The following is a 22,061-nucleotide window of genomic DNA, read 5'->3' on the forward strand; positions in this document are numbered from 1 at the left end:
TCTTTCTCAATCATATATATAAGCTTTTTGAGAAAAGATCTTTGTATTCTAGCTCGCTTTATATTTTCAACCACTTTTAATAGCATCTTGCGAGAGAAATATTTTTTGATTTATTTCCCATCAAATCAATTGTTTATGTATTCTTTTTGCCGATTCTTAGGTGTTTGTCTCTTCTTATTGTGTCCGCAGATGCTTTTTGCACAGACCAGTTCAGAACTGCTCGACAGCCTTAAAACCGAACTTTCCATAGCCTCCACAGCCAAAGCTCGTTCTTTAATTCTTTCAGAACTGACGTGGTATTATGTTCCTGTTTCTCACGATACGGCGATAAGCTATGGAATGAAAAATATAGAAGTAGCAAAATCACTTAAAGATGATGCTATACTGGGCCAAGCATTTAGCGACCTCGGTTATGCCTATATGGAAAAAGGGGAGTTGATAGAATCGAGAAAAAACTATCATGAGTCTCTGAAATTGCGATATCAAACGGGTGACTCTACCCAAATCTACGCGACAATCACGAATCTGGGCTCTGTATATCAACGGGATTTTCAGTCAGATTCAGCGATGGTAAATTACTTGAAAGCTCTTAGCTTTTTTGAGCGAACAGGGAATGATCGAAATGCTGATTTTGTGCGGAACAACATAGGTGTGATCTACCTAGACATGAGGAATTATCCTAAGGCGTTGGAGATTTTTCAAGTAGCAGCGGCATATAGAAAAGCCCAAAAAGATGACTATTTGTACGCTTCTACTCTTACCAACATCGGAAGTATTTATAAAAATTTGAAAGAATTTGAGAAATCCGAAGAGGTTTATTTGGAAGCACTTCGGATTTTCAAAGCAGAAGGTGACGATTTTTACACTTCCACCACCTACAACAATCTTGCAACCCTCTATAATGCTCAGCAAAAAAGTGATCTTGCTATTTCCCATGCAGAAATGGGGCTTGTGCTAGCAGAACAAGTCGGAGCTGATTATGACTATGCACTGATCGAATCGAATTTGGCTCAATCTTACCATGATTTAAAAGATTACCCAAAGTCTAGAGAGTTTTATCTCCGTGCATTGACACACTTCAAAGCGCAAAATGCTGAAGAAGATATCGCCTCCATGTATCTGCTGATGTCTCCCGTTTACGCTGCTTTAGGCATGCCAGATAGCTCGGCTTATTATACTACGTCCTATGTCGATTTGAACAAGAGACTGACTGAGCAGGAAATCCAGCAACTCACTTCCGATCTAGAAGCAAGGTATCAATCCGAGCAAAAGGATGCAGCCATCGCCCGCCAGCAACTTGAGCTTCGAAATAAGAATTTTCAGCTCTATGGCTCTTTGGTTTTAGCAGTGGTTCTTGGCATCGTGGGGTATTTGCTTTACAGTCAGCAAAAGCTAAAAAACCAGCAGTTGAGGCAAGAAGGGAAGTTGAAAGCTGCTTTGGGCCAAATAGAAACTCAGAATAAACTGCAAGAACAACGCATGCTTATATCACGCGACCTTCATGACAATATAGGAGCTCAGCTTACTTTTATAATTTCAGCGATAGAAAACCTCAAGTATTTTGACCCAATCAAGGATACACTGACACATCGATATGATTCGATTGCGAATTTCACGAAGCAAACCATAACAGAGCTTCGAGACACGATCTGGGCAATGAATTCTGGGCAAATCACATGGGAGCAACTTTCTGCTAGAATTTCGGATTACCTGCAGCAAGCGGGGATTTCTACGCTAGGGATCAATTTTGAATTTGAAGTGGAAAAAAGCTTAGATCCAAACTTCCATCTGGTCTCATCCGAAGGGATACAGATCTATAGAATAGTGCAGGAAGCGATTCAAAATTCGCTAAAATATGCCTATCCAAGCCAGATACTTGTAAGCGTCTCACAAGTTGATAACCTACTTCAACTCATCATTAAAGATGATGGAACTGGGTTTGTAGAGTCTGAAATCAAAGCTGGAAATGGATTGTTCAATATGCGAAAACGAGCTGAGGAACTTGGTGGCAAACTAGAAGTACTATCTCAAGCGGGAAAAGGCACCTCAATAACACTTTTGCTTCCAAAGAAGTAACATGAACTCTGAATATTGCAAGCGAAGGAGAGACTGAAATAGTCCATTTGCCGTATTACCTCGGTGTTTACATATGCCTAGTTTTGGTAAGCTTCTCCTTTTTAACTTTCAATGGTCTTATCCATTTTTGAAAATCATCTACTTGGCATTTTAGTCCTATTAGTTTTAGGCAGTATTGCACTGCTGCATTACTTGCTATTTCGAGAATATATTCATCAGGATAAACTCCAAAGTAAACGCCTGAAGGATATGGAAGGCTTAGTACAAACCGAAATCAAACGTTCTCTAAGCTTAAGTAATCAAGTAGGAGAACTCTCCCAAATCAAACAAAAAACACAAGAGCAGCTTGATTTGATCAAACTTCAGGTGGAGGCGGTGAAGAAAGGATCAAAAAAATAGGTGCCTTCTAGTGCTATCAAACTAGCCAACAGCTTTGCTATCTAGTGCTTTTGCCGTATTCCCAGAAGAGGAATTTTAGTTGATTTTTGAGTATTCAAAATCAACTTATTTATATGAAAAATTCTAGACTATTTTTAATCTTAATCCTATTTGTTGCAATCAATACCTCTTGTTCAAAAGATGACGATGATCCAAAAGTTGGCGATTGTGGAACTGTATGCACTGGAACCATAGCAAGCGGCGAAACAGCAGGTATGGTAGCATCTTCGGTGGTAGGGAAGTATACATTAACCATGCAATACGCAACTGCCAATAGCCCTTTTCCTAATGGTACTGTGGGAGAATTTGAGGTCTACGCGGACAACACACTTTACGCAAAGATTGACGGTAAATGTGTGACGATCAGCAACCCCAAGCAAAGTGGAACTGCCGAAGTTGTTTTTAAGGACACTTGTGTATTTAATCTATTTTTTGGGGTGTCGGAAAAAAATTCAGGTGGACTCAATGAAATCAATATCGGAAGTAGTACTGAGTTTTTAGGGCAATTTCACTTGTAGACTTTCTATTAAAAAATGACTGGTATGATAAAGGCAGATGCTTACTTACTGCATCTGCCTTTTTTAATGTATGTCGTTTCAACTTACCAATTAATCGGTCCTTTTCCCAAGTACTTCTCAGCAATTGGCAAATAGTAATCCTTTACATCATCCAGGTCGTAGATTTTTGGCGACTTGGTATACAGATCATATCGATTAAAATCCAGAATCCATTCCTTGTATTGTGCATCTTGTGGAGCTTCAAACTGCGAATAACTTCCACCATTGTGCCAAGGATAAAAAGAGTGATAGCGTACCATCACCATTCCAGCTTCAGGAATCGTATTTTCAGAATGATTTTTCAAGACTTGGTAAAAATACTCATCATGACCCCAGGCTAACTGTAAATTGTCTAGCCCACAGCCTTTTTCATAAACGCCCAACTCTGTATTATACCGAGGATCTTTCATGTCGGGATTCAGCTCATTGAACTCGGAATAAACACAGGTGTCAGGCAATTTTGCTCCGACAACAAATACATCCCCAACCAGTCCCCACTGCTCAGCTTGGCTAGTTCCGTCTTCATCAGACCCGAATAAATACATCACCTTACCGAGGTCGTGAATCAAACCAACCAATTGCATCCAGTCAGGGCGATTGTCAGCACGTAAAGCTTCGGCTGATTGAATCAAGTGTTGCACATTTGGCAAATCAAGATCCGGATCACTCACATCTATCAGTGCGTTGAGCTTTTCCATCGCATCCCAAAGACTCATTGGTTTGTCAAATGTGAGGTACTTAGATTTCATTTGATGCACGTAATCGTAGGTTTGATACATGCGCATTTTTCTGTAATGCTCTTTCACGGCCGCCTTTATGTCGACGTGATTATAATTTCTGAATTCCTTTTCTGTAGTCTCCATAGTATTAAGCGATTGTGCCTAAAATTACATAAATAATTACTGTGATTGCAATCAAAACCCAACCCAGAGTTTTGGCATATTTCCAAGGGACTATACTTAACTTACCTGAATCTGCCATTACAAATGGAATTGCGACTGGGTATTTTGCTGACACCAGATGCATCACGATCAGATTGAGGATAAATTCAATGCCCCAAATGTGAACAAAATGGATGTTGACTTTGAGCACCAAATCCATAAGAATATAGAATCCCAATCCGAAAATCAATCCAGCTTTGGCTCCTGCTGCGGATACCTTAGGGAAAAAGAATCCCGCAATAATCACCGTTGCCATCGGAATAAAGAAGATCCCGTTCAGCTGCTGCAAAAGTTGGTAAAGTCCTGCAGGTGCATTTGCCACATAGGGCGCTACCAGTATAGAAACTACAGCCAAAATTGCTGAAACCCACTTTCCTACTCGAACGAGTTGGCCTTCTTTGGCTGCTTTCTTAATATAAACTTTGAAAATATCCAGACTGAAAATCGTTGCAGCGCTATTCAGAGCACTATTGAACGTACTCAAAATCGCTCCCATAATGACAGCTACAAAGAAGCCAGTCATCCAAGAGGGCAGTACTCGCTTTACTAACTCCGGATACACACTGTCCTGAGAATCGAAAAGCGTATCACCGAAATAGTAAAAACCGATAATTCCTGGAAGGACTATCACCAGAGGAATCAGGATTTTCAAAACCCCCGTAAACAATAAGCCCTTTTGTGCTTCTTTTAAACTCACCGCTCCAAGTGCTCGCTGAACGATGGATTGGTGCATTGTCCAGAAGTAAAGTTGGTTGATGATCAATCCTGTGAAGAGCACCTCAAAAGGCAAAATAGAATCTCTCGATCCTAGACCAATCGAAGGTTCCTTACTGATCACATTGAATTTCTCCGGCGCGTTGTTAAAAACCTTTACTAGGCCATCGATCACATTTCCATCTCCGATATCCCAAAGTGCAAAAATGGGAACCAACAATCCCGCAATCAGCAATCCAAAACCATTAATAGTATCCGTGTAAGCAACCATTTTCAATCCTCCAAAAATCGCGTAAACAGCTCCTATTACTCCCACCACGACGACTGTGAGCCAAATCCCTTCGGACTGGGTAATCCCCAGCGTTTCTGAAATCCCGAAAATTGATTCAATATTAATCGCTCCCGTGTAGAGTACGATAGGTAAAAGCGTCACCACAAATGAGATAATAAGTAACAGGGAAATCAGCGCCTGGGTCATTTTATCAAACCTTTTCTCCAAAAACTCAGGAATGGTAGTGAGCCCCATTCTCAGGTATTTGGGAATAAAATACAATGCGCCGATCACCAGCGCGATGGCTGAGGTAACCTCCCAAGCAATTATAATCGCACCGTTTTTATAAGCTGAACCGTTCATTCCCACGAGGTGCTCCGTGGAAATATTGGTTAACAACATGGAACCAGCGATGACCACGCCTGTCAAGCTGCGGCCCCCTAGGAAATATCCGTCTTGGGTTTGAAGGTTTTGTTTGCGAAGCATCCACGTAGAGTAGATCGCTACAAAGCCTGTGAAAGCTAAGAAACTGAAAAGTGTAAGCAATTATTTTGGATTGAGAGGGTTTATCAAAATTGTATTCTGGAAAAATAGGAAATTAGAATTGCTGTGGCAATAAAAGATTAAGCTTACAGCAGCATTCTTCTCTGAGTGATTCATATGGTAAACTATAGACTACAGATTTTTCCTTAATTTCCATTCTGAATTCCTATTAGAGAATTTCTATTGCTACCAGCTAACCAATTTTAACTATGAAGGCTTTTTTCTTAGTACTACTCAGTGTTGTATTCTCGTTTTCCAGTTTTGCTCAAGAGATCACCGGCCAATGGAACGGTGTCTTGAAAGTGCAGGGCGTGCAATTAAGACTAGTCTTTAATATTTCGAAAACAGCAAGTGGCTTCAGTTCTACCATGGATAGTCCTGATCAAGGAGCATTCGGAATTCCTGTCTCCTCCACCAGTTTTGAGAATGGCACTTTGAAGATCGCCATCTCCAACGCGAATATTAAATACGAAGGAAGTCTCGGCGATGACCAAGTGATTATCGGTGTTTTCACCCAAGCTGGGCAGTCTTTTCCAATGAATCTTTCTCGTGAAGAAATTAAAAAACAAGAATCGAAAAGACCTCAGGAACCGGTAAAGCCTTATCCTTATGAGGCTGAAAATGTAACTTTTGACAATGAGCAAGCTGGAATAACACTTGCCGGGACACTTACCTTACCTCAGACATCCGGCAATTTTCCTGCGGTAGTCTTGATCTCTGGATCTGGTCCTCAAAACCGTGACGAAGAATTAATGGGGCATAAGCCATTTCTGGTATTGTCAGATTATTTGACCAAAAATGGAATTGCAGTACTACGCTTTGATGACCGCGGAACTGCAGCATCCCAAGGTGATTTCAGTACGGCAACAAGCGCAGACTTTGCTACTGATGTAGCTGCTGCAGTAAAATATCTGAAAACAAGAACTGAAATAGATCACAGTCATATAGGATTGATTGGTCATAGTGAAGGCGGGCTGATTGCTCCTATGGTGGCAAATCAAAGTGAAGATGTTGACTTCCTTGTACTTCTTGCTGGCACAGGAATTCGGGGTGACCAATTGCTTTTGGCGCAGCAAGCTCTGATTGGGAAAGCTTCTGGAATGAGCCCAAATCAACTGGCAGAAAACGACATGATCAGCAGAAAGGCATTTGAGATCATGGTCAAAGACCAAAGTTCAGAAGACTTAAAAACCGAAATGTCGGCATATATGACTCAGGTTTTCCGCCAAATACCTGCAGAAAATATCCCTGGTGGAATGAGTGAGGAAGAATTTGTAAAAGCCCAAATAGATCAGTTGACGAGTCCATGGATGGAGTATTTTATCAAATATGATCCGGTTCCAGCATTGGAAAAAGTCACTTCTCCAGTATTGGCAATCAATGGAGAAAAGGATCTGCAAGTGCCACCAAAGGAAAATCTAGGAGCAATAAAAGCCGCATTGGAAAAAGGCGGAAATAAAGACATAACCACAGTGGAATTGCAAGGTTTGAATCACTTATTTCAAGAAGCTCAAACCGGCGCACCAAGTGAATATGGGACGATTGAGCAGACTTTTTCTCCTGTGGCTATGGAGGTAGTTTTAAATTGGATTAAAGAACGGGTGAAGTAAATGGAGTCCTTTGATGAAATACGTTGTAATGGTAAAAATTGTGAGTTGTAAGTTGTACTACACCTAAATAAACTGGATGGAAACTACTTACTACTCACCACTTACAAAAATCATGTGCCGTGGCGGGAGATACTCTACCAGCTCGTCGGCTTATAATCCTTCAGAAACTTCCCGTTCCAATGCTTGCCTGTATTGATCCCATCAAATAGCGGATCCATTACCCGTGCTGCCCCATCGACGATATCCAGTGGAGGTTGGAAGTCATGCAGATCCTGCTTGCGCTTAGCCAGTTCAGCAGGATCCTCATCCGTCACCCAGCCTGTGTCCACAGCATTGGTGTAAATCCCGAATTTTGGCAATTCCGCAGCCGAAGTAAGTGTCATCATGTTCAGCGCTGCCTTAGCCATATTGGTATGTGGATGGCGGGCTTCTTTGTGAAACTGATGGAATTTACCTTCCATGGCAGACACATTGATGATATGTTTTTTGCCTGTATTATCCTTCTTCATGATATTCACAAGACGGTTACACAGCACAAAAGGTGCAACAGAATTCACCAACTGCACTTCCAGCATTTCATTGGTATGGATTTCACCAAGCTTCAGTCTCCAGCTATTTGTCTTTCTTAGGTCCACTTGCTGCAGATCTGCATCGAGTTTGCCGATAGGAAAAATCTCCTCCGAACTCAAAGAATCATCTATGCTATAGGGAATTTGTGTCAGTTGAGCAGAAGAAGTAAGACCAATTCCAAGCTGTTTTCCATGCCAGGATACTGGTAGGTTTTTGTTTTCGCCTTCGGCAAATTCCTGACTGAGAATTCGTATTTCTTGCAAGCAAGCATGATGGTCTGAAAGCAATTTTTGCGTAGCTGGAGCAAGATCTGTCCAAGCCAAGGATTCATTTTCCATCAAGTGCTGATAAAAACCACTTGGTCTGCGCACTGTCTGCGCAGCATTGTTGATCAGCACATCTAGGCGATCGTATTGCTGCTCGATGTAATTGCAAAAAATCTCAACACTTGGAATATGTCTCAAATCCAAACCATGAATATGAAGACGACCTCCCCATTCTTTGAAATCAGGCTCTTTGGCATAGCGCAATGCAGAATCTATAGGGAATCTGGTGGTGGCAATCACCGTCGCTCCTGCACGTAGCATCATTAAGGTGATATGGTAACCGATTTTCAACCTAGAGCCTGTCACCAAAGCCACTTGACCTTGCAGATCGGCGGTCTGGAAACGCTTAGCGTAATTGAAATCACCACAACTCGTACACATGGTATCGTAGAAATGATGAAGTCTGTCAAAAGAATTCTTACAGACGTAGCATTCACGAGGTGTTTCAAGCAGGATGGCCTCGTCGGCCTCCTTACCTGTCAAAGCCAGCATGCTTGGAGCTATGAAAATCGAGGCTTCACGCGCAGAACGAATGCCTGTTGTCTTTCGAGCTGTTTTGTCTTTATCAGCAATTTTCTTTCGATGGATCTTTTTCGCACCCTTTTTTCGCTCAGCAAGCTCCTCTTTGCTTGGTCGGGAAAATTGCCCCGCAGCCATGAGCAATGCAAGTCTATTCTCGGTCGGAATAGCGAAAATCTGATCTGTATCTGCGTTCAACCCCTCCAAAACGGCGATGCATTGTGCAATTTGTTCGGGGGTGATTTTCACTGGGTTTACAGATTCTGTTTCCTTTTCCATGGTAGTGTTCTTACAAGGGCGCAAAAGTAAAGATTTAAAAAATGGGATTACAGGTTTGGCCTGCGATTGAGCTTGAGAAAACTGCTGAACATGGTGACTTTCACTGAATAGCGTGAATTTTCAGGATCAACATTTAACATATAAAATGCTATTTAAACCCATCCTAAAAAGATAATTTATTACTTTTGCGCAGCAATGATCCAAAAACTCTTTCCATTAGACAAAAATTATATCCTCCGTCAGGCGCAGTCTGTGCTGGAAGAGGAGCTAATTGATCGAATGATTTTTGAATTGAAACGATCCTATACTTCTCTGTATAATCCGCTTCAACTCATGGATACTACCTACGCTCAGATTCTTGATACCTTTGAGTTTCCCCGCGAACGTGCTCGCCTTATCTATCGCCAACTTAGCGGTATCTATCGCTACAAGCATGGTGACAATCAGCTAGAGATGCTTTTTGATGGAAGAACACATTTAGAAAAATTCCAAGAGGATTGGTCTGCAGCATTTATTGCCTATGTCAGCGAATTAGGTATTTACGAGCAGTATGTAAAAACCATGCTGAGAATGACATTACTTTTTGATACCGAGTCACGTGCCGAATGGGCAGAAAATCACTGCAAGGCTTTCATCAATCAACACTTTGAGTTGAAGGTTGTGAAAAGACATGGTGAACTTCGACTGAAAGTCGGTTGAGCTGAAGAAAAGTTATAAAGCTTCATTTTATACCCTACTTCCAATTAATCATTTTATACTGATCTTCTTTCTGAAATCGCTCTGGTATTGAAAGCAGAATAGATTTGCGGATCGCATGAATCAATACGTTTTTAGTGAAGTTTTTGGCAACCACCAGACTTATTTCCCTCACTGGTTCAGGTGCATCAAACCTTCTTATCAAGCCAGATTCTTTTTTATCCAACACTGCCATTTCGGGCACGAGTGTATAGCCCACACCCTTATCTACCAATCGCATGAGAGACTCGATGGAGCCACTTTGAAATTCAAATCCAAAGTTGTTTTTGGAAGCTTTGCTGTTACAAATTGAAAGAATCTGATCTCGAAAACAATGGCCTTCATCCAATACCAAGATTTGATTTGGATCCAGCATCGCAGGAATGATGTGGTTTCTCTTTAGGAAAGGATGATCATCAGGAAGATACAAGAGAAACGGCTCGTAGAAAAGAGGTATCTCTCGGATAGTTTTTTCCTCCAAAGGAGTTGCCAGCAAACCGACATCCAAGGTTCCACGCTGTAATTCCAGGATGATTTCAGCGGTCTGCATTTCCCGTATAACCAATTTGGTTTGTGGATTTGACTTCACAAACTCAGGTAAAAATAGCGGCAGTAAATAGGGAGAAATAGTAGGTATCACGCCAAGGGTAAATTCCCCTTCTAAAGATTCCTTTTCAGTGAGCACAAACTCCCTTAATTCTGAAATTTCCTTCAAAATTTTTCTAGCCTTTAGGAGGATCAAATTACCTGCAACTGTCGGCTGAAGTGGTTTTGTATCACGATCGAAAATTTTGACACCAATCTCTTCCTCCAACTTTTTCACCTGCGTAGTGAGATTTGGCTGAGAGACATTACAGCTTTCTGCCGCTGTTACAAAATGTCTGAAATTATCTAAAGCTACGATATACTCAAGTTGGGCTATTGTCATATAACCTAAAGTTATGAATAGATAAGAAATATTAATTTGATTTATGAGAAAATGTGAGACAACTTTGTGTAACAATTTTGAAAACTAAAAACATATATCATATGAGCAATCGCATATTAGGCTTGGGTGCTGAATTCCCAGCTTTCGAAAAAACCGCAGTAGTATCTAGAGAAAAAGGACAAGAATTCCAGACTATCAGCAACGATATCCACACTGCCGATGGCAAATGGATGGTGATGTTCTGGTGGCCAAAGGATTTCACTTTTGTATGTCCTACTGAGATCGCTGAATTCAACAAAAACGCAGGTGAATTTGCAGACAGAGATACTGTATTGGTAGGTGCTTCTACTGATTCTGAATTCGTTCACTTGGCTTGGAGAAACAACCACGAAGATCTTCGTGACCTTAAATTCCCTATGCTAGCGGATACTTCTAAGTCTCTTGCAGAAGAACTTGGTATCCTGGAAGCAACTGAGAAAATCGCTTACAGAGCTACTTTCATCATCGATCCTCAAGGAATCGTTCGTTGGGTATCTGCTTATGATCTTTCTGTAGGAAGAAATGTAGAGGAAGTATTGAGAGTGCTTGATGCACTTCAGACTGACGAGCTTTGCCCATGTAACTGGGAAAAAGGAGAAGAAACTTTGAACCTGAACTAATTCAGATCTCAAATCTAATTTAAGCAAAGGAGGTCTCAGGATCTCCTTTGCTTGCTTAAATCCAGTTTCAAACCTAACTCTAACACCATGGAAGTATTAAACATTAATCAGTCAGTAGCCGAACTTTTGGAAGTAGTAGGACTGAATGAAGAATTTACCAACGAATCTTTGAGAAATCTGGGCGATGCTGATTCCAGATATGTGAAAGATTTGAAACTCAATTTCAAGACTATCCTCAAAGGAGATAAGCTAAACCAAAAGGAAGTTGCCTTGATGGGCTTGGCACTTGCAGCTAACGCGGCAAACAATCCTCTTCAGAGATTTTTTAGAAAATTAGCAGAAGAAAACGAAGCTACTATTGCCGAGATCGGTGAAGCGGTTGCATGTGCTTCTTTGCTAAGCAGCAATAACGTGTTGTACAGATTCCGCCACTTTGTGGAAAAGGAAAAGTATGCACAAATCCCAGCTAGACTTCGTATGAACATCATGATGAATCCGGTATTGGGTAAAGAGTTTTTCGAATTGATCTCTACGGCAGTTTCTGCAGTGAATGGTTGCCAGATGTGCGTAGCCTCTCACGAGAATCACCTGATCGAATTGGGAACTACTGAAGAAAGAATCTTCGAATCCATCCGTATGGCATCTGTCATCACCAGCATGGTAAAAGTGATCTATTAAGAATTATAGTCCGGTATATAAATGCAAAAACCTCCTGAGCGATCGGGAGGTTTTTTGTTGTTTGGAATTTTAACCGCTGAGTGCTCGGAGTCCCAATGGCTGTCGGGATCGCAGAGAGCAGAAGGAGAAATTTTGTTGCTGTTGTCCTGCTTCTCCAGAAGCTGGACTCACCCAACTGTTTAACAACAAAAGCTCGCCAATATTCTTAGCGAGCTTTTATGTTATTGATACTAGTAGTTTTTGAGACTGTGACTAAAAACTGACCACTGCCTACTACTATTTCCCCCATTCAGTATGGAAAATCCCCTCACGATCAGTACGCTCGTAGGTATGTGAACCGAAGTGGTCACGCTGAGCTTGGATCAGGTTTAGCGGAAGTTTGGTAGAAGTGTAAGCATCGAAGTAACTCAATGCACTGGAAAGTCCCGGAACAGGAATTCCGTTTTTTGCAGCAAATGCAACTACCTCACGAACAGCTGGCAATGTGCCTTGAACCTTAGGAACAAAGGACGGTGATAACAACAAGTTTGGAATGGAACTATCCGCAGTATACGCTTCTGCGATATCCGCCAACAATCCCGCACGGATAATACAACCCGCTCTCCAGATCTTAGCAATCGTAGACATATCTAGATCATAACCGTATTCCTTGGAAGCGTACATCAGCTGATGCAAACCTTGAGAATAAGCGATGATGAATGAGAAGAACAATGCTTGCTCAGCTTGAGCGATCAATTCTTCTTTGGCGATATCAGCCACTTCAGGTCGAGAATACAATTCGTCCGCTTGAACTCGTTCATCTTTCAAAGCAGAAATCTCACGCATGCTTACCGCCATATCGATGGTAGGAACAGGAATACCCAAGTCCATTGCATTCTGAGAAGTCCATTTACCAGTTCCTTTTTGCTTGGCTTTGTCCTGAATCATATCAACCAAATCTCCTGATGTCAAGTCATCTTTTTGGGTGAAAATTTCAGCAGTGATTTCTACCAAAAATGATTGCAAACGGCCTTTGTTCCAAGTATCGTAAACTTGGTGAAGTTCTTCATTGGATAGGTCACAGGATTTTTTCAACAAGTCATAGATCTCGGAAGTCAGCTGCATCATGGCGTACTCAATGCCATTGTGCACCATCTTCACATAATTTCCAGCTGATTTTGGGCCTAGGTAAGCGACACACGGCTCGCCTTTATATTTTGCAGAAACTGCTTCGAAAATTGGCTTTACATATTCGTATGCTTCTTTGTCGCCACCGGGCATGATGCTCGGGCCTTTTCTCGCGCCCTCTGCTCCACCAGAAACTCCAGAACCAAAGAAGTGAATTCCTTTTTCTTTAAGATAAGCTTCTCTTCTATCAGTGTCGGTGAAAAATGAATTTCCACCATCTATAATAATATCTCCTTTGTCCAGAAGTGGCAAAAGGCTTTCAATTGCTTGATCAACAATCTTCCCGGCAGGCACGAGGAGCATGATTTTACGAGGAGAAGACAAGGCTTCCACAAAAGTCTTGATATCAGTGGATGCACTCACCTTTTCTAGATTTCCTCCTTCTTCTTTCAATGCATCAACTTTCTCCTGATCCAGATCGTAGCCAAAAGCTTTGAAATTATTGTCGGCGACATTCAAAATAAAATTTCGCCCCATTACCCCAAGGCCAACTAATCCAAAATCATAATTTGTGTACTCCATCGTTTCTAATTGTTATTTTTCAAATTTGCTTCTATGCCTTACCGCTTGCAAGGTTAGAAATAAATATGGGTTATTTTTGCGTCTCTTAAGTCCAAAATTAATGGATTGAAGGTTGGCTTTCTAGTAAGATTGATAAATTTGTGATCGCCCAAAGAAGGGTTTTGATACAAAAAATATAAAAATACGCCCTAACTGATGAAAAAAACACAAAACCAGATGCTAATAATTTTTGGTGCGTCAGGTGATTTGACTGCCAGAAAACTGGTTCCGGCAATATATAACCTGTACAAAGGCAAGCATCTTCCCGAAAATTTTGTGGTTTTGGGAGCTAGCCGAAGTGCGATGACAGATGAGGAATTCCGTCAAAAGGTGGTTCAGGAGAGCGAGTTTTTGAAGGATAAAATCAGCAAAGAAGGCAAAGACTTTATAGCTGATTTTGCTGAGAAAATTTTTTATGAGGACTTGGGCGACAATTACGATACTAAGTACACTGGACTGTCGAAGAGAATTCAGCAGCTGAATGAAGAAAAGGGCTGTGAGGAAAATTATATTTTCTATCTCTCTACACCTCCTAGTCTATATGAAGTAATCGCTAAGAACCTTTGCGAAGCAGGATTGACTCAGGAAGAAAAGGGTTGGAAACGCATCATTGTGGAGAAACCTTTTGGCTATAGCTTGGCTACTGCAAAAGAGCTAAACGAAGGTTTGCACAAGTACTTTAAGGAACCTCAGGTCTATAGAATTGATCATTATTTAGGTAAAGAAACGGTTCAAAACCTACTTGTAACACGTTTTTCCAATTCTATATTCGAACCGACTTGGAATCGGCGATACATCCATCATGTGGAAATCACTAATGCAGAAACTGTAGGTGTAGAAAAGCGTGGCGGATACTATGACAAGTCTGGTGCGCTTCGCGATATGTTCCAAAGTCACTTACTTCAGGTCGTTTCACTGATCGTGATGGAGCCACCAATCAATTCCAGCGCTGAGGAAATCCGTGATGAGAAGGTCAAAGCTTTGAAATCACTTCGAATAATGACTAGCGATGAAGAACTTGCTAATCATACCATGAAAGGCCAATATGTGGCATCAACCATCAATGGTAAAAAGGTGAAAGGATATCGTGAGGAAGAGGGCGTAAATCCTGATTCTAAAACCGAAACTTTCGCTGCTGTGAAATTTTTTGTTGACAACTGGCGCTGGAAAGATGTGCCGTTCTACGTACGTACAGCCAAATATATGCCTACTAAAGTGACTGAAGTGGTGATTCACTTTAAGTCCCCAGCGCACGAGGTTTTCAAAAGTCAGGATGTCTATAAAAAGGACAACAAGCTTATCATCCGTATTCAGCCCGACGAAGGTATTCTAATCAAATTTGGTGTCAAGGTGCCAGGATTAGGTTTTAATGTTGAGCAGGCCAATATGGATTTCTATTACTCTGACCTCGACTCAGCCGAGATAATGGATGCTTACGAAAGATTGCTGTTGGATGCCATGCAAGGCGATGCAACTCTTTATGCGAGAGCAGATGAAGTGGAAGCTGCTTGGAAATTTGTGGATCCAATCCTAAAGTATTGGGAAAATGAGGATGTACCTACTTATGGTTATGCTGCCGGAACTTGGGGACCAAGAAATTCTGATGACATGTTCGAAGGTCATTTTGGCTGGAGAAACCCAGGCAATCGTCTGACTGACGAAACAGGCTTCTGTATTCTGTAATCTTTTGAAACTCCCCAACCACCAAATTCACAGAGAGCACAGTTTATAATAAACCTTAAGATTAAAGGGGCTGAAAGCCCTAGATAACATAGCCCAGCCTGAAGGGCTGGGTAGATGATAAATTTACTATCTCAAAGCTCTGAAGGAGCGAAATAGTAATTCAAACCATAATAATAAAATCCCAAATGATGCATATTTAGGGATTTAATAAATCTACTAGACCAATGACACTTAATATTTACGATACCAAAGATCAGGTTGCAAAGGAGTTTTCTGAATACTTCAGAGACTTGGCAATGAGCGATCAAACCATCCACATTGCACTTTCTGGAGGTAGCACTCCTAAGATTATTTTCGATTATTTGGCTGAACACTTTGGAAGTGAAATTGACTGGTCAAAAATCAACTTCTACTGGGGAGATGAGCGATGCGTGGCACCGACCGATTCTGAAAGCAATTACAAGATGACAGTAGATCACCTTCTATCGAAGATTGAAATTCCTGAGTCCAATATTCATCGAGTTTTGGGAGAAAATGATCCAGAAGGAGAAGCCGTTCGCTATGGTCAAGTTTTGGAAACTAAATTGCCAAATTTGAATGATATTCCTCAGTTTGACCTAGTCATGCTTGGAATGGGGGATGATGGGCACACGGTTTCTATTTTCCCTGACTCTATTTCACTTTGGGATTCTCCAGAAAACTGTGTCGTAGCTACACATCCTGATTCTGGCCAAAAGAGAGTGACTATCACTGGTAAAATTGTAAATAATTCTAAAGCGGTGGCCTTCTTAGTAACTGGAGCCGGTAAAGCTGAGAAAGTCCAAGAAATCCTTAAAAAGGAAAAAGATTTTGCGAGCTACCCTGCTCACTTGGTGCAACCATTACATGGAGAATTGATCTGGTTTTTGGATCAGGATGCTGCAAAAGGAATCCAATAGCAACGTTTTACAACTTGAACTTCAATCCTGCGGACTCAAACCGCAGGATTTTTTTTTGCTTTTCCCCCCAGTATTCAGGTCTGCCAAAACTTAATCCCTTAGCAACTTGTTGTGAGCTCATAAGAAAACTATTAACCAAGCATTATAATGACACAAGTAAAATCATACGCAGCGCAGAAAGCTGATCAACCACTTGCACCTTTTGATCTAGAAAGACGTACTCCAGGCCCAACTGATATAGAAATCGAAATCTTGTATTGCGGAGTATGCCACTCCGATATCCATACGGCTCGAGATGAATGGGGAGGAACCATGTACCCAGTAGTACCTGGACATGAAATCGTAGGTAAAGTATCTTCAGTAGGATCTGAAGTCACCAAACACAAAATTGGTGATACAGTAGGCGTGGGCTGCTTCGTGGATTCCTGTGGCCATTGTAACAATTGCGCAGAGGATCTTGAGCAATACTGCGAAAATGGAAGTTCTATGACCTACAACTCTATGTTGCAGGATAAGAAAACCATTACTTATGGAGGTTATTCCACTCATATCGTCGTGACGGAGAAGTTTGTTTTGAGCGTTTCAGACAAATTGCCTCTTGAAGCTGTAGCTCCACTTCTTTGCGCCGGGATTACTACCTATTCACCTTTGAAGCATTGGAATGTGAAAGCTGGCGATAAAGTAGCTGTCGTTGGACTTGGCGGCTTGGGACACATGGCTGTGAAAATTGCCGCGGCAATGGGCGCAGAAGTGACCATGCTAAGCAGATCTCCAGAGAAAGCAAAAGATGCCGATGCACTAGGAGCTCATCATTTCGAGTTGACAACTGATCCCGAAAATATGAAGAAAATGACTGGGAGATTTGATATCATAATCGATACAGTATCTGCACAGCATGATTACAATTCCTATTTGAAATTACTGAAAACCGATGGGACGATGGTGCTTCTTGGCGTTCCTCCACAGATGGAGAAGATTCACGCTGGCTCATTGATTTTTGGGCGAAAAAGCCTCGTTGGATCACTAGTAGGCGGTATTAAAGAAACTCAGGAAATGCTGGACTTCTGTGCTGAGCACAATATTGTATCTGATGTAGAAGTGATCTCTATCGATAAAATCAATGAAGCGTACGAGCGCACCATCGCTGGTGATGTTCACTACCGATTTGTGATCGATATGGCTTCTTTGAAAAATTAAGAACATAAAAAAACGGCAATGAAATCAATCATTGCCGTTTTTGTTTTTATGGAGTAATTACTCTCTAATCCAAGCTACTTTTTCATCCATAGACTCTCTTTTGCCTTCCGGCCAATTATCCGTCGCTGGTTTGGCTATATAGAAAAAGCCCATTAGAGCATCTTCCCCTTCAAGACCGTAGTCTTCTCTAGCTTCTTGCCAAAATGTAGGTCCACCAGTTCCCCAGTATGCCGCGAGTCCGTGAGCAGAAGCTGTTAAGTACATATTTTGCACGGCCATAGAAACTGCTGCAATCTCTTCCATCAATGGAATGCCTTCAGATCTTTTCAAGATGATGGCAATCATATGCGATGCTTTCAATGGGCCTTGCTTAAACTTCTGATAAGTTGCTTCCAAAAATGGCGTACCATTCTTCTCTGCACGAAGCTTATACATGTCTGCCTGATAGTCAGCGAACTTCTTCAGTCCATCTCCAGTGTACACGATAAATCTCCATGGTTGAGTCAATTTATGCGTAGGAGCCCAACGAGCATTTTCTAATAACTCCTCGATGACAGCATCATCTACTGGATCATTTTCTTTGAACTGAGCCGCAAACATGGATCTACGTCCACGGATAATTTTATTTACTTCTTCGATGTTGAAATCAGGCTTTTGCATATAATATGGTAATAGTTAATTCTAGTATTGAATGTGATTAAGGTTTATTAATCGACAAAAGTTTCCTTGATCACAGATTTACATTTTCTTATTTCTTGTGGTTTTAGCTTATCAAAGACTTTGATTATTCTTGATCTATCAATCGTCCGAACTTGATCTATAGCTATCATCCCTTTTTTGCTTTCATGATATACAGCAACTCGGGTAGGGTATTTCTTTAGGTTAGTTGTCATCGGAGCGATCACAATTGTCTGGAGATGACGGTTCATTTCATCTGGTGAAATAACGACACAGGGCCTGGTCTTCCTTATTTCACTTCCTACTGTAGGATCCAGATTGACCAATACAATGAGATACTGAATTATTTCCATTCCTCCAGATTTTCATCTTCCAACACATCATCGATCAACAGGTGATCATCACCTTGGGCATGCATTTCAGCAAAAGAATCTCCCCATCCCTCACGAACATTTTTTATGGGTTTCAAAACAATCTGATCCTCTTCAAGTATGATTTCAACTTTATCGATTAAGCCATACTTTTCAATAATCGTTTTAGATAATCTGAGACCTTTAGAATTACCGATTTGAATAATTGATACTTCCATAATTTCCTAATTTGTAATTACAAAGTTATAACATATTTTCTATGTTGCCTATTCCCTCATTAGTAATAAGATTAATCAGTTCAACTTTCCAGTCAATAGCTGTTTTCTCAATTCTGGATCAAATTTCTCAATCGCATACCTCAAAGCAGTCCGAGGCATGGTCGTATAATGCTTTCTTAAAAACCCCATTTCCACTTCGAAATCCTTGTTTCCGATTTCTCGAAGCATCCAGCCTACAGCTTTATGAATCAGGTCGTGTGGGTGATACAATAGCTTCTCCGCCAGAGCCAATGCATCATCAAAATAACCTCTCTTAATCCAAAACAGAGAGCTTATCATCGCCACTCGTTCACGCCACAAATGACCTGAATCGGCTAATTCATAGAATATTGATTTTTCTTTGTGCAAGTAATAATGCCCCAAAATCTTGTAGCAAGAACTGTCAACCAAGTCCCAATTATTCACTGAATCTAGTTGGGACAAGTAGAAATCTACCAACTGTTTTCTATCAGAATCAGTCTTTAATTTCTGGTAACGGTAAACAAGAATAAAGATAGCAGTGAGCCTAACTTCATGATAGACATCATGGAGAAGTTCTTCGATCTCAGCAAAACTTATCTCCTTGAAAACTGCCTTGGCTACTTTCCGTTGCTCAGGAACTATCACTCCCAGAAACTGATCTCCTTCACCATATTCTCCTGGCCCAGACTTGAAGAAGCGCGGGAAAAAAGCTGCTTTTTCAGGAATGGCCTTATCCGAAAGTGAAGCTTTGATTTGTTCTGTTAAAAGGCTCATGGGCAAAAGTAGGAAACCTTATCTTTTTCTAAAAATCATCACCACCATCTCCTCCTTCTCTACTGCTCCTGTTTTCGCCAGCCTTCTCTTTGAATCCTCCAAATCTATAGGTAAATGCAAGAGTCCCAACACGAGTTTCACGCTGGAATACCCGCTTCTCATCAAATCGAGGATTGGTAGTAGTGATTCTAAAATTCCGAGTATTGAAGATATCACTGACATTGGCAGAGATAGTTGCTTTACCATTAAAAATGTCTTTGCGTAAGCCCATATTCAAGCTGTACTGCGGCTCGATCTGGCCTTGAGCCAATACGATCGGGCCTCGGTAATTCCCCTGCGCCTGCACACTAAACCAGTTTGGGATTAACCAATTTGCCAGCAAATTCAAGGTCCAACTGAAATTCTCATTGCTGAAATCTTGCTCTATGTTCTCAGCATTGATTTTGGAATAGAATAAGTTTCCAGTCAAAGTTGCATCAAGGTTGTTGAAGACTTGAATCTGATTGATCAGTTCAAAACCGGTACTGGATCTCGTATCTGCATTTTGTCGACTTTGAATAGCGACGTTATCATCAGTCAGAATCGTGATTCGAGTTTCCACATCCGTACTGAAACGATGGTATACTGTCGCATTCAGCAAGTACTTATCCCAGCCTTTCATGTAGCCTACTTCATAGCTATCAGTGAATTCTGGCTTCAAATATGGATTACCAACGCTAAAATTGTATTGATCCCGCACTCTATAAATCGGTGCCAAATCCCAAATGCTCGGTCTGGAAATTCTTCGCGTGTAATTCAGTGTTAGCTCATTCTCTGGCGCGAGGGTATAGCTCAAAAAAGCACTTGGAAAGACATTGAAGTAATCATTAGGAATACTTTCATTCTTCCTCACAGTTTCACCCAAGGTCTCCGTGTATTCTGCTCTTAGACCGAGCTGGTAACCAAATTTTCCTTTGGTGTTTTTATAAGTAAAATAGGCTGCGTAGACATGCTCGTCAAAATCAAATGTATCAGTTAAAGAATCCACGACGACAGGTTCAAAGTCTGAGAACTCATCGCCCTGAGCAAATCGCTGGCTCCATTGCCAGTTTCCAACTGTAGCTTTCAAGCCAGTTTCTATCGAAGCTCCATTGGTAAAAGGCTTCTCGTAGTCCAGCTGAGCTACGTATAGATTACTTGTTCTTGGCCTGTCATTCGTTTGGGTCAATCGTTTTGCAGGTTCAGAATTGCCATCTGCATTAAAGAACTCCTGATTATAAAATTCGGTTTGCTCTCGGTTGTCATAAGAATACGAAAGAGATGAGTATAACTTTTGACCCAGTGAATCGATGTTCCAGGTGTAATTTATACCGCCTTCATAATTCCCACTTTTACTTAATTCGTCATTGATACGAACAAAACTAGAATCCAGCATACCGCTTTCACTCAAGTTACGCTGTGTGATGTCTGCGTATTCTATTTCATCGTCGAAATTCCCCTGAAAATAAACTCCTAACAATGCTCTATCTGAAACATTGTAATCTACTCCTGCTCTGATTAAGTGAGTCTTTTCGATCTCATACCCGTCCTGAACTTGCTCCAGTCGTGGAGAAAAACCATCCAGGTAATTATTTCTACTTCCTTCACCATTTTCCCGCTGCCGTCTATTCTGCCAATTGTAAGAAGTATAGAAATTGGCTTTATCTGTACCATAATTCAAGTTGACACCTGCTTGATATTTTTCGCGTGTTCCGATAGAAGCATTTACCTGCCCATTGAAACCCGTTTTTTCATTTTTCTTTAAAACAATATTGATAATCCCACCCACGCCTGTGGCATCGTATCGAGAAGATGGATTTGTGATCAATTCTACAGACTTAATGCTATTGGCAGGAAATTGCGACAAAATACTCTCAGCATCATCGCCCGAAAGATTAGAAGGACGGCCATTTATATAGATCAGAATATTACCGCTCCCACGCATCGTGATTCCTCCTTCGTCATCCACTTGAATCGATGGCAAAGTACTTAGCAATTGGGAAGCAGTTTGGCCTTCTGCTACGATACTGTTTTCCACATTGTATATACGCTTATCTATATCTGACTCAAACATTGACGTAACTCCCTCCACTACTACTTCTTGTAGATTTTGCGCATCTTCCTCCAGTGTTATCGTCCCGAGATTGACCGAGTTTTTGTTTGTGCCAAGTGTAATCTTTTCATAAAACTCCAAGTAACCAATAAATCCAACCCGCAAAATATAATCTCCAGGGTTCGTTACAAACTCAAAACTCCCATCTAAATCACTCATTCCCCCAGTGACAACAGCAGAATCATTAGGTGACAATAGGGCGATATTCGCAAACTCAAGAGCCGCTTCGCGTTTACCATCCATCACTTTTCCTTTTACTCGAATCTCTTGAGCAAAGGCATCAAAGGATGACATCAGAAAAAATAAAAGAATTGATAGAGGGGAAAATTTATTCATAACAACAGATCGAAGCAGTTTAGGGAATGAAGGAAAATCTGAAATGGATTTTAAACAATTAATTATCAATTATTTACAACCAAATCTCACAATAGTAACCTGTAATTCACATGAAGGTTTCGCTTTTCTAGCAAAACTTGTT

General features: G+C 41.1%; 20 protein-coding genes. 10 read left to right on the forward strand and 10 right to left on the reverse strand.

Translation table 11 applies throughout. The features are described from left to right. Window positions 1-135 precede the first annotated feature (135 nt). From BM291_RS00120 to BM291_RS00130, 3 genes are all read left to right on the forward strand, one after another. Window positions 136-2,076 (forward strand): ATP-binding protein, encoded by a 1,941-nt coding sequence (locus tag BM291_RS00120; RefSeq protein WP_092894143.1) that lies wholly within the window; start codon window positions 136-138, stop codon window positions 2,074-2,076. A gap of 249 nt (window positions 2,077-2,325) precedes the next feature. Then, window positions 2,326-2,475: a hypothetical protein gene (locus tag BM291_RS22140; protein WP_217647275.1), complete on the forward strand. Its 150-nt coding sequence runs from the start codon at window positions 2,326-2,328 to the stop codon at window positions 2,473-2,475. 113 nt (window positions 2,476-2,588) lie between these two features. Beyond that, window positions 2,589-3,032 (forward strand): hypothetical protein, encoded by a 444-nt coding sequence (locus BM291_RS00130; protein WP_092894145.1) that lies wholly within the window; start codon window positions 2,589-2,591, stop codon window positions 3,030-3,032. Window positions 3,033-3,115: 83 nt separating this feature from the next. Here BM291_RS00130 and BM291_RS00135 read toward each other — a convergent pair whose 3' ends face one another. Both BM291_RS00135 and BM291_RS00140 read right to left on the reverse strand, forming a co-directional pair. After that, window positions 3,116-3,934, reverse strand: coding sequence for an inositol oxygenase family protein (locus BM291_RS00135; RefSeq protein ID WP_092894146.1), 819 nt, complete (start codon window positions 3,932-3,934; stop codon window positions 3,116-3,118). 4 nt (window positions 3,935-3,938) lie between these two features. Continuing rightward, window positions 3,939-5,543, reverse strand: coding sequence for a solute:sodium symporter family transporter (locus BM291_RS00140; protein ID WP_092894147.1), 1,605 nt, complete (start codon window positions 5,541-5,543; stop codon window positions 3,939-3,941). 206 nt (window positions 5,544-5,749) lie between these two features. Here BM291_RS00140 and BM291_RS00145 point away from each other — a divergent pair, with 206 nt between their 5' ends. Continuing rightward, window positions 5,750-7,150 carry an alpha/beta hydrolase family protein gene (locus BM291_RS00145; protein WP_092894148.1) on the forward strand — a complete coding sequence of 467 codons (1,401 nt, stop codon included), beginning with the start codon at window positions 5,750-5,752 and terminating at the stop codon, window positions 7,148-7,150. A 134-nt stretch (window positions 7,151-7,284) separates the two neighbouring features. Here BM291_RS00145 and BM291_RS00150 read toward each other — a convergent pair whose 3' ends face one another. Beyond that, window positions 7,285-8,844 carry an SDR family NAD(P)-dependent oxidoreductase gene (locus tag BM291_RS00150; protein WP_092894149.1) on the reverse strand — a complete coding sequence of 520 codons (1,560 nt, stop codon included), beginning with the start codon at window positions 8,842-8,844 and terminating at the stop codon, window positions 7,285-7,287. 195 nt (window positions 8,845-9,039) lie between these two features. On the opposite strand from BM291_RS00150, the gene BM291_RS00155 reads away from it, so the two are divergent. Then, window positions 9,040-9,543: a hypothetical protein gene (locus BM291_RS00155; RefSeq protein ID WP_092894150.1), complete on the forward strand. Its 504-nt coding sequence runs from the start codon at window positions 9,040-9,042 to the stop codon at window positions 9,541-9,543. 34 nt (window positions 9,544-9,577) lie between these two features. Here the strand turns inward: BM291_RS00155 and BM291_RS00160 are convergent, their stop codons facing one another. Next, the gene (locus BM291_RS00160; protein WP_092894151.1) at window positions 9,578-10,507 is read right to left on the reverse strand and encodes a hydrogen peroxide-inducible genes activator; all 930 of its coding nucleotides are present in this window, start codon (window positions 10,505-10,507) and stop codon (window positions 9,578-9,580) included. Between the two features lie 101 nt (window positions 10,508-10,608). Between BM291_RS00160 and BM291_RS00165 the strand changes: the two genes are divergently transcribed. After that, window positions 10,609-11,166 (forward strand): peroxiredoxin, encoded by a 558-nt coding sequence (locus BM291_RS00165; protein WP_092894152.1) that lies wholly within the window; start codon window positions 10,609-10,611, stop codon window positions 11,164-11,166. Between the two features lie 87 nt (window positions 11,167-11,253). Next, on the forward strand, window positions 11,254-11,844 hold the full coding sequence (locus tag BM291_RS00170; RefSeq protein ID WP_092894153.1) for a carboxymuconolactone decarboxylase family protein: 591 nt from the start codon (window positions 11,254-11,256) through the stop codon (window positions 11,842-11,844). Window positions 11,845-12,120: 276 nt separating this feature from the next. On the opposite strand, the gene gndA is transcribed toward BM291_RS00170, so the two are convergent. After that, complete coding sequence (gndA, locus tag BM291_RS00175; protein ID WP_092894154.1) at window positions 12,121-13,533, reverse strand: NADP-dependent phosphogluconate dehydrogenase; 1,413 nt, start codon at window positions 13,531-13,533, stop codon at window positions 12,121-12,123. Window positions 13,534-13,728: 195 nt separating this feature from the next. Between gndA and zwf the strand changes: the two genes are divergently transcribed. From zwf to BM291_RS00190, 3 genes are all read left to right on the forward strand, one after another. Next, window positions 13,729-15,255, forward strand: a complete 1,527-nt coding sequence (gene zwf, locus BM291_RS00180) for a glucose-6-phosphate dehydrogenase (RefSeq protein ID WP_092894155.1) — start codon at window positions 13,729-13,731, stop codon at window positions 15,253-15,255. Window positions 15,256-15,479: 224 nt separating this feature from the next. After that, window positions 15,480-16,193, forward strand: coding sequence for a 6-phosphogluconolactonase (gene pgl, locus BM291_RS00185; RefSeq protein WP_092894156.1), 714 nt, complete (start codon window positions 15,480-15,482; stop codon window positions 16,191-16,193). A gap of 147 nt (window positions 16,194-16,340) precedes the next feature. Further along, window positions 16,341-17,390: an NAD(P)-dependent alcohol dehydrogenase gene (locus BM291_RS00190; RefSeq protein ID WP_092894157.1), complete on the forward strand. Its 1,050-nt coding sequence runs from the start codon at window positions 16,341-16,343 to the stop codon at window positions 17,388-17,390. Between the two features lie 57 nt (window positions 17,391-17,447). Here BM291_RS00190 and BM291_RS00195 read toward each other — a convergent pair whose 3' ends face one another. From BM291_RS00195 to BM291_RS00215, 5 genes are all read right to left on the reverse strand, one after another. Continuing rightward, complete coding sequence (locus BM291_RS00195; protein WP_092894158.1) at window positions 17,448-18,050, reverse strand: nitroreductase family protein; 603 nt, start codon at window positions 18,048-18,050, stop codon at window positions 17,448-17,450. A gap of 47 nt (window positions 18,051-18,097) precedes the next feature. Next, window positions 18,098-18,421, reverse strand: a complete 324-nt coding sequence (locus BM291_RS00200; protein WP_092894159.1) for a type II toxin-antitoxin system PemK/MazF family toxin — start codon at window positions 18,419-18,421, stop codon at window positions 18,098-18,100. Further along, a complete protein-coding gene (locus BM291_RS00205; protein ID WP_092894160.1) occupies window positions 18,412-18,657 on the reverse strand; it encodes an AbrB/MazE/SpoVT family DNA-binding domain-containing protein in 246 nt (81 codons plus the stop codon). The genes BM291_RS00200 and BM291_RS00205 overlap by 10 nt, the downstream gene beginning before the upstream one ends. Window positions 18,658-18,732: 75 nt before the next feature. Then, window positions 18,733-19,452: a DNA alkylation repair protein gene (locus BM291_RS00210; protein ID WP_092894161.1), complete on the reverse strand. Its 720-nt coding sequence runs from the start codon at window positions 19,450-19,452 to the stop codon at window positions 18,733-18,735. 28 nt (window positions 19,453-19,480) lie between these two features. Further along, window positions 19,481-21,919 carry a TonB-dependent receptor gene (locus tag BM291_RS00215; RefSeq protein ID WP_092894162.1) on the reverse strand — a complete coding sequence of 813 codons (2,439 nt, stop codon included), beginning with the start codon at window positions 21,917-21,919 and terminating at the stop codon, window positions 19,481-19,483. Window positions 21,920-22,061: the final 142 nt, after the last annotated feature.

It is taken from the genome of Algoriphagus aquimarinus (genome assembly GCF_900112005.1).
Taxonomy (GTDB): domain Bacteria; phylum Bacteroidota; class Bacteroidia; order Cytophagales; family Cyclobacteriaceae; genus Algoriphagus; species Algoriphagus aquimarinus.

Bases quoted from the DNA above. Each gene is read 5' to 3' on its own strand.
- BM291_RS00120 (WP_092894143.1), top strand. From the start codon at position 136: ATGTATTCTTTTTGCCGATTCTTAGGTGTTTGTCTCTTCTTATTGTGT.
- BM291_RS22140 (WP_217647275.1), top strand. From the start codon at position 2,326: ATGGAAGGCTTAGTACAAACCGAAATCAAACGTTCTCTAAGCTTAAGT.
- BM291_RS00130 (WP_092894145.1), top strand. From the start codon at position 2,589: ATGAAAAATTCTAGACTATTTTTAATCTTAATCCTATTTGTTGCAATC.
- BM291_RS00135 (WP_092894146.1), bottom strand. From the start codon at position 3,934: ATGGAGACTACAGAAAAGGAATTCAGAAATTATAATCACGTCGACATA.
- BM291_RS00145 (WP_092894148.1), top strand. From the start codon at position 5,750: ATGAAGGCTTTTTTCTTAGTACTACTCAGTGTTGTATTCTCGTTTTCC.
- BM291_RS00150 (WP_092894149.1), bottom strand. From the start codon at position 8,844: ATGGAAAAGGAAACAGAATCTGTAAACCCAGTGAAAATCACCCCCGAA.
- BM291_RS00155 (WP_092894150.1), top strand. From the start codon at position 9,040: ATGATCCAAAAACTCTTTCCATTAGACAAAAATTATATCCTCCGTCAG.
- BM291_RS00160 (WP_092894151.1), bottom strand. From the start codon at position 10,507: ATGACAATAGCCCAACTTGAGTATATCGTAGCTTTAGATAATTTCAGA.
- BM291_RS00165 (WP_092894152.1), top strand. From the start codon at position 10,609: ATGAGCAATCGCATATTAGGCTTGGGTGCTGAATTCCCAGCTTTCGAA.
- BM291_RS00170 (WP_092894153.1), top strand. From the start codon at position 11,254: ATGGAAGTATTAAACATTAATCAGTCAGTAGCCGAACTTTTGGAAGTA.
- gndA (WP_092894154.1), bottom strand. From the start codon at position 13,533: ATGGAGTACACAAATTATGATTTTGGATTAGTTGGCCTTGGGGTAATG.
- zwf (WP_092894155.1), top strand. From the start codon at position 13,729: ATGAAAAAAACACAAAACCAGATGCTAATAATTTTTGGTGCGTCAGGT.
- pgl (WP_092894156.1), top strand. From the start codon at position 15,480: ATGACACTTAATATTTACGATACCAAAGATCAGGTTGCAAAGGAGTTT.
- BM291_RS00190 (WP_092894157.1), top strand. From the start codon at position 16,341: ATGACACAAGTAAAATCATACGCAGCGCAGAAAGCTGATCAACCACTT.
- BM291_RS00195 (WP_092894158.1), bottom strand. From the start codon at position 18,050: ATGCAAAAGCCTGATTTCAACATCGAAGAAGTAAATAAAATTATCCGT.
- BM291_RS00200 (WP_092894159.1), bottom strand. From the start codon at position 18,421: ATGGAAATAATTCAGTATCTCATTGTATTGGTCAATCTGGATCCTACA.
- BM291_RS00205 (WP_092894160.1), bottom strand. From the start codon at position 18,657: ATGGAAGTATCAATTATTCAAATCGGTAATTCTAAAGGTCTCAGATTA.
- BM291_RS00210 (WP_092894161.1), bottom strand. From the start codon at position 19,452: ATGAGCCTTTTAACAGAACAAATCAAAGCTTCACTTTCGGATAAGGCC.
- BM291_RS00215 (WP_092894162.1), bottom strand. From the start codon at position 21,919: ATGAATAAATTTTCCCCTCTATCAATTCTTTTATTTTTTCTGATGTCA.